Source organism: Bacillus sp. BPN334 (assembly GCF_008368885.1).
Taxonomy (GTDB): Bacteria; Bacillota; Bacilli; order Bacillales; family Bacillaceae_G; genus Bacillus_A; species Bacillus_A wiedmannii.
This window is the reverse complement of sequence record NZ_QOZW01000019.1, coordinates 116,847-132,540: the sequence shown is the minus strand read 5'-3', so window position 1 is coordinate 132,540 and position 15,694 is coordinate 116,847. Positions and strand designations below refer to the sequence as shown.

19 protein-coding genes and 3 pseudogenes are annotated in these 15,694 nt (G+C 34.7%); 15 read left to right on the top strand and 7 right to left on the bottom strand.

Annotated features, from left to right (window positions below; genetic code table 11):
* Positions 1-31 precede the first annotated feature (31 nt).
* From DN393_RS26335 to DN393_RS26320, 4 genes are all read left to right on the top strand, one after another.
* Positions 32-349 carry a hypothetical protein gene (locus DN393_RS26335; RefSeq protein ID WP_002096439.1) on the top strand — a complete coding sequence of 106 codons (318 nt, stop codon included), beginning with the start codon at positions 32-34 and terminating at the stop codon, positions 347-349.
* A 253-nt stretch (positions 350-602) separates the two neighbouring features.
* A complete protein-coding gene (locus DN393_RS26330; protein ID WP_064475845.1) occupies positions 603-992 on the top strand; it encodes an SWIM zinc finger family protein in 390 nt (129 codons plus the stop codon).
* A gap of 23 nt (positions 993-1,015) precedes the next feature.
* Positions 1,016-1,591: an NAD(P)H-dependent oxidoreductase gene (locus DN393_RS26325; RefSeq protein ID WP_064475844.1), complete on the top strand. Its 576-nt coding sequence runs from the start codon at positions 1,016-1,018 to the stop codon at positions 1,589-1,591.
* Complete coding sequence (locus DN393_RS26320) at positions 1,588-1,941, top strand: hypothetical protein (RefSeq protein ID WP_064475843.1); 354 nt, start codon at positions 1,588-1,590, stop codon at positions 1,939-1,941. The genes DN393_RS26325 and DN393_RS26320 overlap by 4 nt, the downstream gene beginning before the upstream one ends.
* Positions 1,942-1,982: 41 nt before the next feature.
* On the opposite strand, the pseudogene DN393_RS26315 reads toward DN393_RS26320, so the two are convergent.
* Positions 1,983-2,261 (bottom strand): annotated as a pseudogene (locus DN393_RS26315) (TIGR00366 family protein); the annotation flags it as partial.
* Positions 2,262-2,688: 427 nt separating this feature from the next.
* Here DN393_RS26315 and DN393_RS26305 point away from each other — a divergent pair.
* The 3 genes and pseudogenes from DN393_RS26305 to DN393_RS26295 form a co-directional block, all read left to right on the top strand.
* Positions 2,689-2,892 (top strand): annotated as a pseudogene (locus tag DN393_RS26305) (SGNH/GDSL hydrolase family protein); the annotation flags it as partial.
* 105 nt (positions 2,893-2,997) lie between these two features.
* Positions 2,998-4,365, top strand: a complete 1,368-nt coding sequence (locus DN393_RS26300; RefSeq protein ID WP_098101590.1) for a short-chain fatty acid transporter — start codon at positions 2,998-3,000, stop codon at positions 4,363-4,365.
* A gap of 899 nt (positions 4,366-5,264) precedes the next feature.
* The gene (locus DN393_RS26295; RefSeq protein ID WP_103655729.1) at positions 5,265-6,014 is read left to right on the top strand and encodes a DUF7225 domain-containing protein; all 750 of its coding nucleotides are present in this window, start codon (positions 5,265-5,267) and stop codon (positions 6,012-6,014) included.
* Positions 6,015-6,039: 25 nt separating this feature from the next.
* On the opposite strand, the gene DN393_RS26290 is transcribed toward DN393_RS26295, so the two are convergent.
* Positions 6,040-6,138: a YjcZ family sporulation protein gene (locus DN393_RS26290; RefSeq protein WP_081257294.1), complete on the bottom strand. Its 99-nt coding sequence runs from the start codon at positions 6,136-6,138 to the stop codon at positions 6,040-6,042.
* A gap of 43 nt (positions 6,139-6,181) precedes the next feature.
* On the opposite strand from DN393_RS26290, the pseudogene DN393_RS26285 reads away from it, so the two are divergent.
* Positions 6,182-6,385: pseudogene (locus DN393_RS26285) on the top strand (DUF5360 family protein); the annotation flags it as partial.
* Between the two features lie 194 nt (positions 6,386-6,579).
* On the opposite strand, the gene DN393_RS26280 reads toward DN393_RS26285, so the two are convergent.
* On the bottom strand, positions 6,580-7,125 hold the full coding sequence (locus tag DN393_RS26280; protein WP_149174093.1) for a transcriptional regulator: 546 nt from the start codon (positions 7,123-7,125) through the stop codon (positions 6,580-6,582).
* A gap of 127 nt (positions 7,126-7,252) precedes the next feature.
* On the opposite strand from DN393_RS26280, the gene DN393_RS26275 reads away from it, so the two are divergent.
* From DN393_RS26275 to DN393_RS26265, 3 genes are read left to right on the top strand one after another with little or no spacing between them, the layout of a single operon-like run.
* Complete coding sequence (locus DN393_RS26275; protein WP_064475841.1) at positions 7,253-7,492, top strand: PLD nuclease N-terminal domain-containing protein; 240 nt, start codon at positions 7,253-7,255, stop codon at positions 7,490-7,492.
* Positions 7,489-8,394 (top strand): ABC transporter ATP-binding protein, encoded by a 906-nt coding sequence (locus DN393_RS26270; protein ID WP_064475840.1) that lies wholly within the window; start codon positions 7,489-7,491, stop codon positions 8,392-8,394. Before DN393_RS26275 ends, DN393_RS26270 begins: the two co-directional genes overlap by 4 nt.
* Positions 8,391-9,179: an ABC transporter permease subunit gene (locus DN393_RS26265; RefSeq protein ID WP_149174092.1), complete on the top strand. Its 789-nt coding sequence runs from the start codon at positions 8,391-8,393 to the stop codon at positions 9,177-9,179. The genes DN393_RS26270 and DN393_RS26265 overlap by 4 nt, the downstream gene beginning before the upstream one ends.
* Positions 9,180-9,242: 63 nt before the next feature.
* Here the strand turns inward: DN393_RS26265 and DN393_RS26260 are convergent, their stop codons facing one another.
* The 3 genes from DN393_RS26260 to DN393_RS26250 all read right to left on the bottom strand — a co-directional run bounded on the left by DN393_RS26260 (position 9,243) and on the right by DN393_RS26250 (position 12,237).
* Positions 9,243-10,502, bottom strand: a complete 1,260-nt coding sequence (locus tag DN393_RS26260; RefSeq protein ID WP_064475838.1) for a serine hydrolase domain-containing protein — start codon at positions 10,500-10,502, stop codon at positions 9,243-9,245.
* Positions 10,503-10,605: 103 nt separating this feature from the next.
* Entirely contained in the window at positions 10,606-11,805 is a 1,200-nt protein-coding gene (locus DN393_RS26255) for an MFS transporter (protein ID WP_001190340.1), read from the bottom strand.
* Between the two features lie 15 nt (positions 11,806-11,820).
* Positions 11,821-12,237: a MarR family winged helix-turn-helix transcriptional regulator gene (locus DN393_RS26250; protein WP_064475837.1), complete on the bottom strand. Its 417-nt coding sequence runs from the start codon at positions 12,235-12,237 to the stop codon at positions 11,821-11,823.
* A 174-nt stretch (positions 12,238-12,411) separates the two neighbouring features.
* On the opposite strand from DN393_RS26250, the gene phaZ reads away from it, so the two are divergent.
* The 4 genes from phaZ to DN393_RS26230 all read left to right on the top strand — a co-directional run bounded on the left by phaZ (position 12,412) and on the right by DN393_RS26230 (position 15,118).
* Positions 12,412-13,323 carry an intracellular short-chain-length polyhydroxyalkanoate depolymerase gene (gene phaZ / locus DN393_RS26245; protein ID WP_141669121.1) on the top strand — a complete coding sequence of 304 codons (912 nt, stop codon included), beginning with the start codon at positions 12,412-12,414 and terminating at the stop codon, positions 13,321-13,323.
* A gap of 67 nt (positions 13,324-13,390) precedes the next feature.
* Entirely contained in the window at positions 13,391-13,624 is a 234-nt protein-coding gene (locus DN393_RS26240) for a hypothetical protein (RefSeq protein WP_064475835.1), read from the top strand.
* Between the two features lie 113 nt (positions 13,625-13,737).
* Positions 13,738-14,934 carry an MFS transporter gene (locus DN393_RS26235; RefSeq protein WP_064475834.1) on the top strand — a complete coding sequence of 399 codons (1,197 nt, stop codon included), beginning with the start codon at positions 13,738-13,740 and terminating at the stop codon, positions 14,932-14,934.
* A complete protein-coding gene (locus DN393_RS26230) occupies positions 14,918-15,118 on the top strand; it encodes an NETI motif-containing protein (RefSeq protein WP_064475833.1) in 201 nt (66 codons plus the stop codon). The genes DN393_RS26235 and DN393_RS26230 overlap by 17 nt, the downstream gene beginning before the upstream one ends.
* A gap of 101 nt (positions 15,119-15,219) precedes the next feature.
* Here the strand turns inward: DN393_RS26230 and DN393_RS26225 are convergent, their stop codons facing one another.
* Positions 15,220-15,630, bottom strand: a complete 411-nt coding sequence (locus tag DN393_RS26225) for a DUF4279 domain-containing protein (RefSeq protein ID WP_064475832.1) — start codon at positions 15,628-15,630, stop codon at positions 15,220-15,222.
* Between the last annotated feature and the right edge of the window lie 64 nt (positions 15,631-15,694).

The following is a 15,694-nucleotide window of genomic DNA, read 5'->3' as shown; positions in this document are numbered from 1 at the left end:
TACGTAACTTCTTCTTATCGGAGAGGTTTTTTTGTTGCAAAAAAACCGATTACGAAAATTTATATTAAGAAGAAAGGGGTTGCGAAGTACTGTGACACTCGAAAAATACGTAAAACTGCGTAGTACAGTTTATGAATATATGATAGAGCAGGATAAGCCAATATCATTGTTAGATATTCAAGAACATATCGTTTCGCATCATGAAGGAAAATTCACGAAAAAGATGTTACATCAATTTTATTTATCAAGACTATTAGATGAACTGAAACTGGATGGGAAAATTACATTAGCTGATGAATATCTCTATACTGAAAAAGGGGTATTTTATAAGGCAGGAAAAGGGAGCTAAGCTCTCTTTTTTTTGAAGTATGTAGAGTAAAAGACTGCTTAAGCAGCCTGATACAAGGGAATGGTGTTGAGTGTGTAGTGTCAAAGATTGAATGTGCCTGAAAGAGGCACTTCATATCGGCTGCAAATGAAAAGAGACACCTCCGCCGAATAGGTGTCAGTCGTTTTGTCATATAGACTTGCTATTTGACAGTTATTAGAATAACATGCAGGGTTTTGGAAGTCAAAAGGGAATTAAAGGAAGAGGTGTTGTTATGTACGCTTACTTACTAAATGATATAACGAAATGGATTCCTAAGTACATTATGGATAAAGGTTATGAATATTATGAAGAAGGACATGTAGAAGATGTTGAAATACAAGACAAGAAAATATTTGCTTTTGTTACTGGAAATGCAGGAAACTATGAAGTAATGATTGATCTTGAAAATTTTACAGAAAGTAGCTGCGAGTGTCCATATGAGAATTATTGTAAGCATATGGCGGCAGTTGTTTATGATATTCAAGGTGATGGTGAAAGTACGCTTAAAGAGAAACTGAAAGATTTAGAAAAGGAAGAGTTACTTACATTATTAAATCGTTTATTACAAAGTTCGAAAAACGTGCAAATTGTAGAAAAGATGTTAAAGAAGGGGAAACTGTAACTTATAGAGGGAGTTGTTTTGTAGTGAACGTACTAATTGTATACGCTCATCCTAGTCCTTCCAGTTTTAACGCGGCGATATTAAAGCATGTACAAAAAGGATTACAAGAAACAGATCATTCGGTTACGGTACTTGATTTATATAAGGAACAATTTGATCCAGTCCTTGTATTTAATGAAGAGAAGAAAAGACGTGATTTAGTACATGAAGAAGAGACAGCTCGGTACAGAACGTTAGTGGAAGAAGCGGATATGCTTCTCTTTATATATCCGATATGGTGGTGGGGGATGCCTGCTATTTTAAAGGGGTTTATTGATCGCATTTTCGTAGCTGGATTTGCTTATAAATATGAAGGAGCCCTGCCGAAAGGCTTATTGAAAGGGAAGAAGGCATGGGTAATTAATACGTTAGACTCGCCATTATGGTACGTCGCACTATTATATCGATCAGCCGATTGGATTATGATGAAGCGAGGTGTGTTACGTTTTTGCGGCATTCGCGATATAAAACGATCTGTTTTTCAATCTGTGAAAACGAGTAAAGTAGAGAAGCGGGAAAAGTGGTTATTACACATAGAAGAAAAGGCTCGTTCATTATGAATGAAATGGAACGTATTATAAAGTATTGTCAGTATGATAATGAACTTTTTCGTACATATATTAATTGTTTAATCCAATTGAAGAAATGTAGTGAAATGTTTCAACAAATACAGATTCAATTAAGGAATGATTATTTAATAAGAGGAATTTGTGAAAGAGAAGTGGATGAGGTAGTAAGAGGAAGTAAAGAATATGAAACGTATTTTCTTCCTAAAGCGTTACAGTGGAATTTCCTTAAGAAAAATCCACATGTAATTGAAAAAGTATGTGAAGACTTTTTTTCATTTGAGGCGTTACATCTTACGGAGATGGAGTGGGAGACCGTAATAAATTGCGTGGGAAATAAGTGATTTATTATGTAAAAAAGCTAGTATAAAACTAGCTTTTTGTTTTAAATAAATAAGAAACATAGACTAATGATAAATCCTGCATATAGTAAGTTAACGACGTAAAATCCCATAATATCACGAGCACCTAAACCAGCTATCGCTAATGCCGGTAATGCCCAGAACGGTTGAATCAAGTTCGTCCAAGCATCGCCCCACGCAATTGCCATTGCTGTTTTTGCAGCAGGTACACCAAGTTCAGCGCCAGCTGGAATCATAATTGGTGCTTGCACAGCCCATTGACCACCACCAGATGGAACGAAAATATTAACAATGCCAGCATTTTGAGTTTTTATAAAGAAAAGGCGCTATCCTCAAAGTACCTCCTCCTACTTAATCTATGCCTTCTATTAAAATTATAAATTGAAATACATTTTTTTATTAAGATAAGAAGCTGAATTAATACAATATCGTGATGAAATTTCTATATGTTGGTGAACTGGTTCCGTTAGCACTTGAATTTGAATTTTCTAGAAGGATTAGCGGTAGATTTGTATTGGCTGGTCCTGTTAGTGATTCGTTCCCTTGAGCAACTTGAACAGGGGGAGAAAACGGCTCTAAATACGTATTGATTATCTGAAAGTTACGTCCGTTTGCGCTAACTTCGATAGACAACCATCCCTGAAGAATTGTAAATGGTTGTCCGCCAATTAGTATTGTTAATTTTGTTTTGAAATTGGTTATTCCTGTGGATTTAAAATAATAATGCTTGTAGTTAAAGAGTTAAAAAATGAAACGAATTTAGGAAACTATTTCATTGTTGGATTAGATACAAATGGAGCCTTTACTACTGAGCAACTTGTTTCGTTTATAAAGTTAATTGGAAATGAACATAAAATGATATTTATTAATACGAGGGTACCACGTCCGTGGGAATCAATCGTTAATGAGAGGGTGAAAGTAACGGCATCTGAGTGTAACTCTAGTTGATTAGTATGCAGCAAGTGCAAAAGGATTTTATTTTCTTTTGTGGAATGTTATTTATATTTACCTTATTAAAGTTTAGAAAGGAGAATATTTATGAAACATTCTTTATTGGAGACAAATCCAGAACCAGGAAAGAAAGAATCATTGCTTACACGATGTGCAACTGTATTTTCGAGATGGTCTCAGAAATATGTTCCAGATGCCTTTGTTATTGCTGTGTTGCTAACTTTATTTACTTTCATTATAGCTTTATTGATGAATCCCTCAAATCCGTACAAAATCGTAAAATCTTGGGGGGATGGGTTTTGGACTTATTTAACGTTTACTATGCAAATGGTATTATTAATGGTTACAGGGATGACGCTAGCTTCTGTCCCTTTTATTAATAGAGGCTTGCAGTCCGTTGCAAAGTTAGCCGATACACCCCAAAAGGCTTATACGATGACATTTTTGATCAGTGCAATTGCATACTATATTAATTGGGGACTAGCCGTAGTTGTGGGAGCGATCATTGCGAAGGAAGTAGCGAAAAAGAATCCGAATGCACATTTTCCATTACTTGTAGCTGCTGCTTACGCTCCGACAGCCTTATATAGCGCAGGTCTCTCCAGTTCTATTGGCCTGACAATTGCCACAAAGGATCATTTTCTTGTAGATATGATTGGAATTATTCCTACCTCACAAACAATTTTTAGTTACTCTACTTTAATTATTTTTTTCATTTTATTCATCACGATGCCAATTATTATTGTCCTTATGGCTCCAAAAAGTGGGATTATCAGCTATAAAGCAATCGAAACAGATACAAATTCTTTTGTAAAACCTCCTCAAAAGAATTTAACTGCTGCGGAAAAACTGGAATGGACACCGGTTCTAGGAATAGTATTAGGCGGAATTGGCACGTTGTATTGTGTTTATGAATTCATGAACAGCCATAGTTTAGATTTAAATATCATTAATTTGTTTTTCTTATCACTTGGTTTACTCTTGCATGGTTCTCTTGGCAACTTTGCGCAAGGATTCAAAGAATCTGCGCAATCCATTTCTCCAATTATCTTACAGTTTCCATTTTATGCGGGGATTATCGCTGTTTTAGGTAGTTCAGGATTGGGGAGCTCAATCATTCAATGGATGGCATCTATTGCGTCAAAGGATACATTTGATATATTTACATATTGGTCAGCGGGATTGGTGAACTTATTGGCACCATCTGGCGGGGGGCAATGGGCTTTGCAAGGGCCACTGCAGGTCCCTGCAGGATTGAAGTTAGGTGTAGATCCGGCTACTATCGCTATGGCGGTAGGATGGGGGGACGCATGGACAAATTTAATTCAGCCGTTCTGGGCACTACCTCTTTTAGGAGTACTGGGATTGAAAATTAAAGATATTATGGGTTATTGTTTCATTCTCTGCATTTGGGTCGGGATTGTTACAAGTTTATTGATGTTATTTCTATATTAGTTTTCATAGGGATATACATTACTATCAAGTAATACCATTAAAATGAAAAAAAACGCTATTCTTTCTGTAAAAACATGAGGAGGGATAGTGTTTTTTTTTGTTTTTTAGAAAGGATGATACATGCTAATTCATGGCCAATATCAAATTCATTCGTAAGCTGTTCTTTATCAAGCTGAATATGATAATTACCATCAACGCTATGGTTAAAACTATCCAAAATGGTATGGCAGAACCGGGAGTGTTGGAAGTACTACGAGAACAGTTGGGTATGATTAATAAGAGACAATAAAAAAATCCTCCTGGATGCAAGAGGATTTTTTTATAGGGAATAGTAAGGATGAGAGGAGGTGCATTACATATGGGAAAAGGTAGAAGTAATAATGCTGGTAAAAAGCAACCGAATTTCGATGATTCATCTAATTTCGCTAAACAAAGCCAACCGACAGAAAAGAAGAAGAAGTAAAAAAAGGATCTCTCTTTATCAAGAGAGATCCTTTTTTATATATTGACGTTTCAGCACAACATATCGATTGCTCAACCAAATAGTCATACATGCAAAGCTTAAACTCCTTCGAATGGAAGTCAATTTAATATTATTGTCCTGTTTTTTATAATGCTTCTTCACGTTTACCTTATTTAAAAAGCCAATATAAAAAAGACGCGTTTCCTAAATAAAAAGAGCTCTTAATGGAGTATTATCTTTATTTTTAATAAAATTCTCCAATTTATATTTTACTCTATTAGGCTATGAAATTTAAGTAATTAAATGTAAAATTTATATAGATGGTTATATAAAAAAGTTAAAAACATCGGTTACGTTATTCTACAATCGGGTCAAATTATAGAGTAAAGGTTGTACTATGGCTAAAAATATTGATAAGCATGAGGAGAGGATTACATTGACTATTTATGAGCAATTTATAGAGGCTCTTAAAGAAAAAATAGGCGATACTGTAACATTTGCAGAGATAAAGGACAGATTAATAACAAAATTTAATACGAAACCGGGGAGTATTAATCCTGCTGATTATTGTTATAACCGTTATAACAAAGGGAGAGTGTTTAATAAAAATCTGTTTATATATATAAATAAAAAAACTTATAGATATGTAGGTGAAAATTATCCTTATACAGGATTAGTTTTTCACAAACCTAAAGGGGCAGATTGTGAATCTGTTGTAGGTGAGTGGGATAATGGTAAACTTCTTTTTTATAAGGATAAGGATAAAATAGGAATCTCACAAATCAAAAAGTTATATGAGGCATACTTTGAAATGTTACGATTTGAGATGAATGTTCTTGGTTGTAAGGCGACTGAATTAAGGCATCTTATAGGTCGTCTAGGTGAATTTTTTTGTGTTCTTTACACAAATGGTGAGCTATCCAAAGTGACTAATCAGCATGGATATGATGTCATTAAAGATGGGAGAAGAATAAGTGTTAAAACAACTGCCCAAGAAAAAGGGTTTATCACGATCAATCAAAACACATTTGACCAATTTGATGACTTCTTTGTAGTTCAGTATAAAGATGATGATTTGAAAGTATTATTTTATGGGCCAAAGGAAGAACTTTCGGCGCTTAGACCATATGGGAATAATTATGAGGTCGATATACATTCTTTAAAGAGAATAGAAAAGACACTATGATAAGAGTGTCTTTTCTTATAGTTTTTTAGCAGAAGCAAGCAGCTCCGACGATGATTAATAAAATAAACAATACAACTAATAAAGTAAAACCTTCAGTAAAATCGCAACTACCACCAAATCCCATAATAGTTCCTCCTTTAATAAGAGGGAACAACAGGGCTATGCTCATGTATTTACATTCTAAACAAAAACATATTTGGAGTCACTTTGCATTCTTATCATTAATTTTAACTTTTTGTTCAGGATTACAAGCTCTAGCATTTTGGACAATCCGTTTAGATTCCGATATTTCTTGGTGGATTCCTAATTTATATTTATTAGTTTACCCATGCTTCTTTTTTAAAAGTGTTTGGAGAGAGTGTGGATGGTAAGAGAGTAACATGAAAAAAGAGTTCATTTAATAAAAGAAAGACAAGGGCTTTAAGCACATTCGAATTCTAAATCAGTTTTTTCGCTAGCCTTACAGCAGAAGTTAAAACAGAAGCTAAACAATTTTTGAAATGAAGATAGCCGATGTTTCCTTAACATAGGAAACATCGGCTTGTATTATTTATATTGAGTTAGTTTACGTTTCTGGAATAATTGTAATAGCGACAGTCCGAACCGGAGCCTCTATTTCGTTGTCTTTACTTTGGTTATTATAGTACTTAATCATTAATTCGTTAAGTTCGTTTTGAAATTTTCCAAAGTGTTCTTCATCGAGCTTTAATTCCACAACAGAAAAAGTAGCCTTATCTTCTTGACTGTTTTGTTCCTCTAATTTCTTAAGGTAACTTTGATATTGTGTCATAAGTGATAACTGGTAATAAGAAATGTAGTTTAACTTGTCATCATCAGATAATCCTTTCCACTCACTTCCTTCAATTTTTGTATCTTCTTCATTGATTGCGTAATATTTTTCAGAAACAGATTTTACCTTTTTTTCGTTAATTACATGGACAATACCAGAATCAACCATAGTTTGTAGCTGTCTATATAGTGTTGCTTGTGGTACATTTTTAATGATTTTTACCATTTCTAATGGTGTTAGTCCATCTTTTTTATTTCTCATTAATACTTGGCAAATCTTCATTCTTACTGGATGCATTAAGATTTCAACTTTATTACTCACTATATATCACCTTATTCATTATTTATTCTCATTATAAATAATGAGAATAATGTTTGCAATGCATCTGCTCTTGATTTATCATTATTATTATCAATAATGATAATGAGTTTAGGAAGGAATGATAAAAATGCAACTACATTATGGATGGAATGATCTTAAAGACATGGATATTATGGCGTTTCTCCCGATAATATTGCCGGTTATTGCAGTGGGGGCACTTTTAGTTTTCATTGCATTAATTGATTTATATCGAAATAGAAAAACAAGAAAAAATGTATTTGCATGGACGCTAATTATTATCTTTGTTAACGTATTGGGACCTATTCTGTACTTTGTTATAGGGAGAAAGGACGGTGAGAAATTATGAAATTAGAGATTAGAAATGTAACAAAATCATTTAAAGGAAAAATTGCTGTCAATACTTTCTCGATGGAACTGCAATCAGGGGAATGTGTAGGGTTAATCGGACCAAATGGGGCAGGGAAATCTACATTAATAAAAGTGATTTCAGATATTATTAATCCAGATGTTGGTGAAGTGTTATTGAATGGGGTAAAAATATCAAAAATGAAAAGGGAAATTGGCTACTTACCGCAGTACCCTAATTTCTTTCATTGGATGACGGCGCGAGAAACCCTAATGTTTATGGGGCAACTTTCAGGGATGAAAAAAGAAGCATTGTCAAAGTCGATACCAAAAATTTTGGAGAAAGTTGGATTAAGTGGGGCAGATGGTTCAAAGGTGAGTACCTTTTCTGGGGGAATGAAACAGAGACTTGGTATTGCACAAGCATTATTACATAAGCCTTCGCTTATTGTCATGGATGAACCAGTATCTGCATTAGATCCAATTGGCAGAAGGGAAGTATTAAATCTCATTGAAGAAATAAAAAAAGATACAACCATTTTATTATCAACCCATATATTAAGTGATGCAGAAGAAATCTGTGAACGATTTGTCATGATTAAAGATGGTACAAAAATAGAAGATACAACAATTACTCAGCTTTTACACCGTAATAGCGAAAATAAGTTAATCATTGAAATCACAGCTAAAGATCGAAAGTGGATTGACGTTGTAAAAAAGTTGCCCTATGTGAAGGACGTAGAAGTGATTGGGCTTAAAGTCAAAGTGAAGGTTGAAAGTATCGAAATGAATAAAAATATGTTACTGCAAAATGCACTCGAGCATAAAGTGGACATCGTTAAATTTGAAATAAACAACGATACTTTAGAAGAAATTTTCTTGAAATTGGTGGTGCAAAAATGAATAATCTAATGGTGTTGATAAAAAAAGAATGTGTTCAAATGATACGTGATTTTAAGATGATTTGGCTACCAATTGTTTTTATATTTTTAGGGGCAACACAGCCAATAGTAACGCATTACTTGCCATCCATTTTAGGATCATTAGGTGGAGGGCAGGGGATTACCATCGATCCGAGTATGACAGCACAACAAGGAGGCGAAGTACTAGCAAGTACTTTGGGGTCTCAGTTTGATCAGCTCGGACTTATGATTCTAGTAATTTCTATGATGGGTGCCATTCAAACAGATAAAGCCAACGGTATGTTGGCCTTTATTTTAACAAGACCTGTTACGGTTACTTCATATATAGCGGGGAAAATAGTATCAAATTATGTAATAGTAGCGTTCAGTGTAATGATTGGGTACTTTACTTCTTATCTATATATAAACTACCTTTTTACTGCTGTTCCGTTTTTGCACATGATTACTGGATTACTATTTTATTTAATTTGGGTTCTTTTTATCGTATCTTTCACAATAATGATAAGTGCTATTTTTCAAACTCAAGGTATTATTGCGCTAATTTCAATTGTTTTTCTTTTAGCTTGTAGAATAATTGTCGGTTTGAATCCAATAATAGATCAGGTTAATCCAGCCAGTATGAGTAAACATGCAATGGAAATGTTAGTCACGGGGGGAGTGAATGCAACCGCAGTGGTCAATGTACTACTAACGATTATTTGGATCTTATTGACACTCTTCTTAACAAATTATTGGATTGTTAATAAAAAATTCACGTATGAATAAGAAAAGAATAATCGTGATGAGGAGATTTATTAAAATAAACACCCCAATAAGAAAAAGCTTCCACTACTGTGGAAGCTTCTCTAAATGATGTGCAATATCAATATACATATTTGAGTAAACTGAATGTATTTCATTACTTGGCGTAGCGTTAGAAGAGAAGTGGACAATGACCATATTTGCTTTCGGATCGATGTAAAGTGTTTGTCCGTAACTGCCTAACACTTCGAAAGCACCTTGTTCATTGTGCGGAATCCACCATTGATTATGATAAGAAATGGAAGCTCCAGGGCCAACTGCAAGTTCACCTTCTTGGACATTTTTTATATCTTCAGTAATAGAAGAAGGGAGAATTTGTTTTCCGTTATATTCCCCGTTGTTTAATAGTAATTGCCCGAATCTAGCCATATCTCTAGCAGTTGCATTTAAACCAGCGCTAGCTTGTTCAACTTTTGTTTCATCGGTGACGTAATAAGCATTTTCTTCCATACCAATTTGAGACCATATGCGCTCGTTAACATTATCCGCTAATGATTTACCAGTGATCGTTCGAATAACCCAAGCGAGTGTTTCCGCTGATCCGTTATCGTAAGAAAAATCGGAACCAGGCGATGCAGTTTCTTCTGCTTCTCGTAACATATCATAAATTTTCATCGGACCGTCGTAGTTTTTACCTCTAGGTAAAATATTGCTCGCTAAATATAGTTGTGCATCTTGATTTTCTAACGCTGGATGTTCGTATCCGTGAGTAGGATATTCTACAGAAACTTGCATGTCCATTAATTGCTGAAGTGTGGCATTACCGAACGGTGTATTTTTTAATTCTTTTATATATGCGTCAGCTGTTTTTTCTAAGTCAATACGATTTTCTTCAGCGAGAGATTGTATAATTGCACCAGTAAAGACCTTCGCTAATGATGCCATGCCATGAGGTTCACTCTCGTTATATCCATTGAAATATCGTTCATAAACAAGTTGTCCATTGTGTACCACGACAAAAGCATCCGTTTTGTTATCGTCTAAAAGTTTTTTTAGAGGAGTTGTATTTCCAAATCTACGCTCCACAGCAAAATCGTCTAAGTTTTGCGATGTGGTAGAGAAATTAGAAACGTGATCCGGGTTATGTTTTACCTCGTTAATTAAAGTGAATTCTTTCATATGTGTGTACGACCAACGTAAGTACGGATCATCTAACCAATTTTTCTTCGTCACGTTATTTTTCGATGGGATTGTTTTATTATGTTTGAAGTATGTAAAACCGAGCCCTGTAATTACAAATATAAATGTGATTATGAGTAAGAGTAGGGGAGATTTTTTAAGTTTCATATCGGTCCCTCCTTTTTATTTCTATTATTATAAGTATACGCTTCTAGTGAAAGAAATACAAAATAAGGAAAGTAAACGGGGAAGTTTACTTTCCTTATTCGTGTTAAGCGGAAACTTTTCCGTCTGTATGTTGTTTCTTGAATTTTTGTTTTCGTCCGTGTAATCCATAATAGAGAAGTAAAGTGAAAGCAACGATAATAGCTGCGATAAAATACATATTATGGTAACTTGATTTCGCTGCGACGATACCTAAAATGAAAGAACCAAAACCGAGACCGCTATCAAAGAATGAGAAGTACGTAGCTGTCGCAGAACCACGTCGATGGTTTGCAGCGGCAGAGATCGCAATCGTTTGGAAACTTGGAATTAATGTTCCGTAACCTAAACCGATTAACATACCTGCGCCAAGGAACCAAAACGGAGTTTGTGCTTGACTTAAAATGAACATCCCAATTGTGAAAATAATAATAGCTGGGTAAACAAGTACATTTTCACCGAAGCGATCAAAAATCTTTCCTGTAAATGGACGAGAAATTACAACAACGAGTGCGTATACAATAAAGAAGTAACTAGCAACTTCTCCTAAACCGATTTCTTTCGCATAAATAGGAATAAAGGATAAAATACCACTATAAGAAAAGGCTAAAACAAATCCTGTCAGAGCAATCGGAATAGAGGATGGTTCAATTAAGTCCTTCCATTTCATTTTTTCTCGTTTTTGTTTGCTCACTGGTACTTCATGCGGAATATTTACAAGTAGTCCTAATAAAAATGCAAGTAATGAAAATACGGAACAAACGATAAATAGTACAGTAAATGAAAAATGAGAAATAATTGTTAAACCTAAAAAAGGACCAATTACCATAGGCAGACTCATGAATACGCCGAAATATGCAAGTGCTTCGCCTCGTCTATGAGCTGGCGCAACATCAGTTACAATTGTTCCTGTGGCTGTTGTTGCCATACCGAACCCAATACCATGTAAGAAGCGAAGGGCAAGTAATAAAAATAAACTTTGTGCACCGAAATACATAACGGTAGCAGCTAAAAATAATGAAAGTGAAATAAATAAAATTTTCTTTCTCCCTAATTCATCGAGCCATTTTCCTGTAAATGGTCTACATAAAACAGATGAAATAAGAAAAACAGTTGCAACTAAACCAATTTCCTCAGGTTTTCCTTTTAGGCCGTCTATTACATAGACAGGCAGAGTAGTCATAAGCATATAGAATGTTAAGAAGAGAAATAGACTACTAAAACAAGTTCCGAGGAAATCCTTTGTCCAAAGTTTCTCACTTTGCATCGTCATCCCTCCAATTTAATCTAAATTTTTAATGATTTTTTGTAACACTTCAAATGCTTGATGTAAATCATCTTCGTTAATATCTTCTAGTGTTTTTTCTTCGAAAGTATCAACTTCTTCTTGCCATACCGGAATCATTTTTATCGCTGTTTCTGATAAAGAAATGAGCTTCTCACGACGATCTTTTCCTTCTGTACGAATAATCCAACCCATCGTTTCCATACGTGTTAACGTACGAGTCATCGTTGGTGATTCAACATTTAAGTATTGGCACAATTCTGTTTGCGTACAAGAACCGGTTTGATTAATGCGGAAAATAACAGCCCATTGCGCACTGAATAGCCCAGTTGGAGATACGCGTTCATTAAATTTCTTTGTGAATTTTCGAGAAGTCTGGCTGACAATGTGAAAAAAATGTTGTTTTTCGTCCATGTATTTTGATCCTTTCAAATTAGTTACCTAGCTAACTATATACTTTTTTATTATAATTGTCTAGTAATAGACATGTTGAGTTATGTAAAAATTTCGTATAGGCTTTATGTTGAGAACGTACATTCTGTATGTTATTCTTTAAGTAAGTAAAGAATTTTCTTTCTATTAATTAGAATGGGGGAACTTGTGATGATTAAGCCTGCAACAATGGAGTTTGTTTCACTATCGAACGGAGAAACGATTGCGTATCAGGAAGTTGGAAGGCAAAATACAGAAATTCTTGTACTCATTCACGGAAACATGACATCGTCACAACATTGGGATTTAGTAATTGAAAAGCTGCAAGATCGATACCATATTTACGCTCTTGATTTAAGAGGATTTGGCCAATCAACATATAATCAATCGATAGATTCATTACAAGACTTTGCAAGAGATGTAAAACTATTTATCGATCAATTAAAACTAGAGAAATTTTCATTAATGGGCTGGTCAATGGGCGGTGGTGTTGCGATGCAATTTACAGCGAATCATCCAACATTTGTTGAAAAGTTAATTTTAGTAGAATCAGTAGGCATGAAGGGATATCCAATTTTTAAAAAAGATATAAACGGGCAGCCAATCGTATCAAGTTTAGTAAAGACGAAAGAAGAGGTTGCACAAGATCCCGTACAAATTGCTCCAGTGCTAGATGCGATAAAAAATATGAATAAATTATATTACCGTACAGTATGGAATCTATTAATATATACACATAATCAACCTGAACCGGACCGTTATGACAAGTATTTAGACGATATGTTAACGCAGCGTAATTTCGTAGATGTGAATTATGCGCTCATTACATTTAATATTTCGGATGAACATAACGGAGTTGTAGAGGGAAATAAAGAAATTCATCATATTAAAGCTCCGACACTCGTCATACAAGGTGACAGAGATTACGTCGTACCGCAAGTAGTCGGTGAGGAATTAGCAAAACATTTGCCAAATGCAGAGTTAAAAGTGTTAGAGGATTGCGGTCATTCGCCTTTTATTGATTGTTTAGATGTATTTATAAAACATGTAGAAGATTGGTTAGAATAGAAATAATCCCCGAAATGAGAAGTGTTGCATATACTATAACATTTGTATGTATAAGGGGAGAGAGTCAATGCATAATCCGCTTTTAATATATCATTCTCCATATAACCATCACCAACATATAAAATTTATTATTGATCCGATGTATATGCAAGTTTCACCATCTGTAGTTCCATTACAAATGCAATACCCGCAGCCACCAATTGCTAGTGCACAGCAATACTTATATGGCTCATCATTTTATGGAAATCCATATTTCAAGCACTTTCACCACAATGTGAAAGCGCAAGTATGGGAAGGATAAGAAGCTAAAAGATTCATTCTTTTAGCTTCTTTTTTATTGCGAATATTCGTACACGCATTTGAAGAAACAGTTTATAATAAAAGGTGGACAGCGTGAGAAGGAGAGGGAAAGGGATGTCAATGCGTTTTACATTTTGGATTATGGTTGGAATTGTAGCAATCTCGGGTTTGTCACAAGGGATGCTCTTACCTGCCATTGCAATGATTTTTGAACAAGAAGGGGTTAGTTCAAGTATTAACGGTATTCATGCGACGGCATTATACATTGGGATATTAGTTATTTCACCGTTTCTTGAAAAACCGATGCAAAAGTTTGGAATGAAGCCAATTATCGTTATTGGTGGGTTTCTCGTTATTATTTCATTATTCTTTTTTACACAAACTTTTTCATTTTGGGTATGGTTTATTCTTAGATTTCTAGTTGGAGTCGGAGATCATATGCTTCATGTCGGAACACAAACATGGATTACGACAACATCAGACCCGAGTAAAATTGGTAGACAAGTATCGATATACGGTGTATTCTTCGGAATTGGTTTTGCGGTTGGTCCGTATTTAGCAAGCACTGTGCAGTACGGTCTTGCAACGCCATTTATTATATCTACGATACTTTGCTTAATAGGTTGGCTTTTATTACTCCCAACGAAAAATGCATTCCCGGCGCAAGATGAAAGAGAAGTGAAGGGTGAATCATCATTTTCTCGTTATAAACAAGTTGTTGGATTAGGATGGATTGCATTACTAGGACCGCTTGCATATGGTGTACTGGAAGCAATGTTAAATAGTAACTTACCAGTATACGCGCTTCGTAAAGGATGGTCTGTTTCAGATGTATCCTTCTTATTACCAGCGTTCGCAGTTGGGGGCATTATTACACAAATTCCGCTCGGTATATTAAGTGATAAATACGGAAGAGATCGTATTTTAACGTGGACGTTCAGCGTAAGTACGGGTATTTTCCTACTTACAGCAGTATTTGATCAATATTACTGGATCGTTTTTGTCTGTATGCTGTTAGCTGGTATGGTCATTGGATCGTGTTTCTCATTAGGTCTTGGATTTATGACAGATTTATTACCGAGGCACTTACTACCAGCAGGTAATATATTATCTGGAATCGCCTTTAGTTTAGGTAGTATTATGGGACCTGTATTAGGAGGCGTATTTATAGAAAAAATACAGTATACAAGCTTTTTTATTGCGGTTATGATTATAATGGGAATTCTCGCAATGGTATATATGGTCTACATGAAGAATCAATTCGCATCAAGAAAAATAGAAAGTAGGTTAGGGCATGACAAAACAACCTAATAAAAAGAAATTTGAAGTACTCGAAAACGAAACAATTACAGACTGCTTAGCACGTATGGAACGAGAAGGCTATGCGCCATCACGTCGCATGGAAGAGCCAATCTTTCATGAAGTGAAGAAAAACGGCAAAACAGAAGTTGAACCGTGTGGTAGGAAAATTGTTTTTGAGGGAAAATTGAAGTAATAAGTTATATAAAAAGAATGTGCTTTTGGGTACAAGCAAGATAAAACATATAGTCACATAAAAAACGCTGTTGATTCCAATATCAATAGCGTTTTTTATTGTTACAAAATATATAGGTCAAAATGAATTTCTGCTTGAATGGAACTAGCAAAATCAATTATATCTTTTTGTAAATACATCGCGGGTGATTCGTTATTCTCCACTTGAATTACTATCATAAGAAGAAACTCTAAACTATATTTCTTCTTAAGATGTTTTAATTGTTCTGTTTTTCTTTCAAGGGATTTTAGAATAACATGCAACTGATTATTTATATCGTATGATTCTTCGTATCCAGTGCTTAAAGTCCAATCCGTCTCTTTTCTATATATGATTTTGGTGGATACAAGATTCGGATTATCACGTCTTGCAACAACATCACCTTTTTTATAAATTCTTGTAGGCTCGATACTTAGGGCGTCAGTAATTGCTTCAACAGGGAATATATCACCCGTTGCACTAAAATAAGCCATAACTTTGGTCTTATCCAGAATGGTTCCTCCTCTATTATTAAGATGTTAATCTTATTACATTATA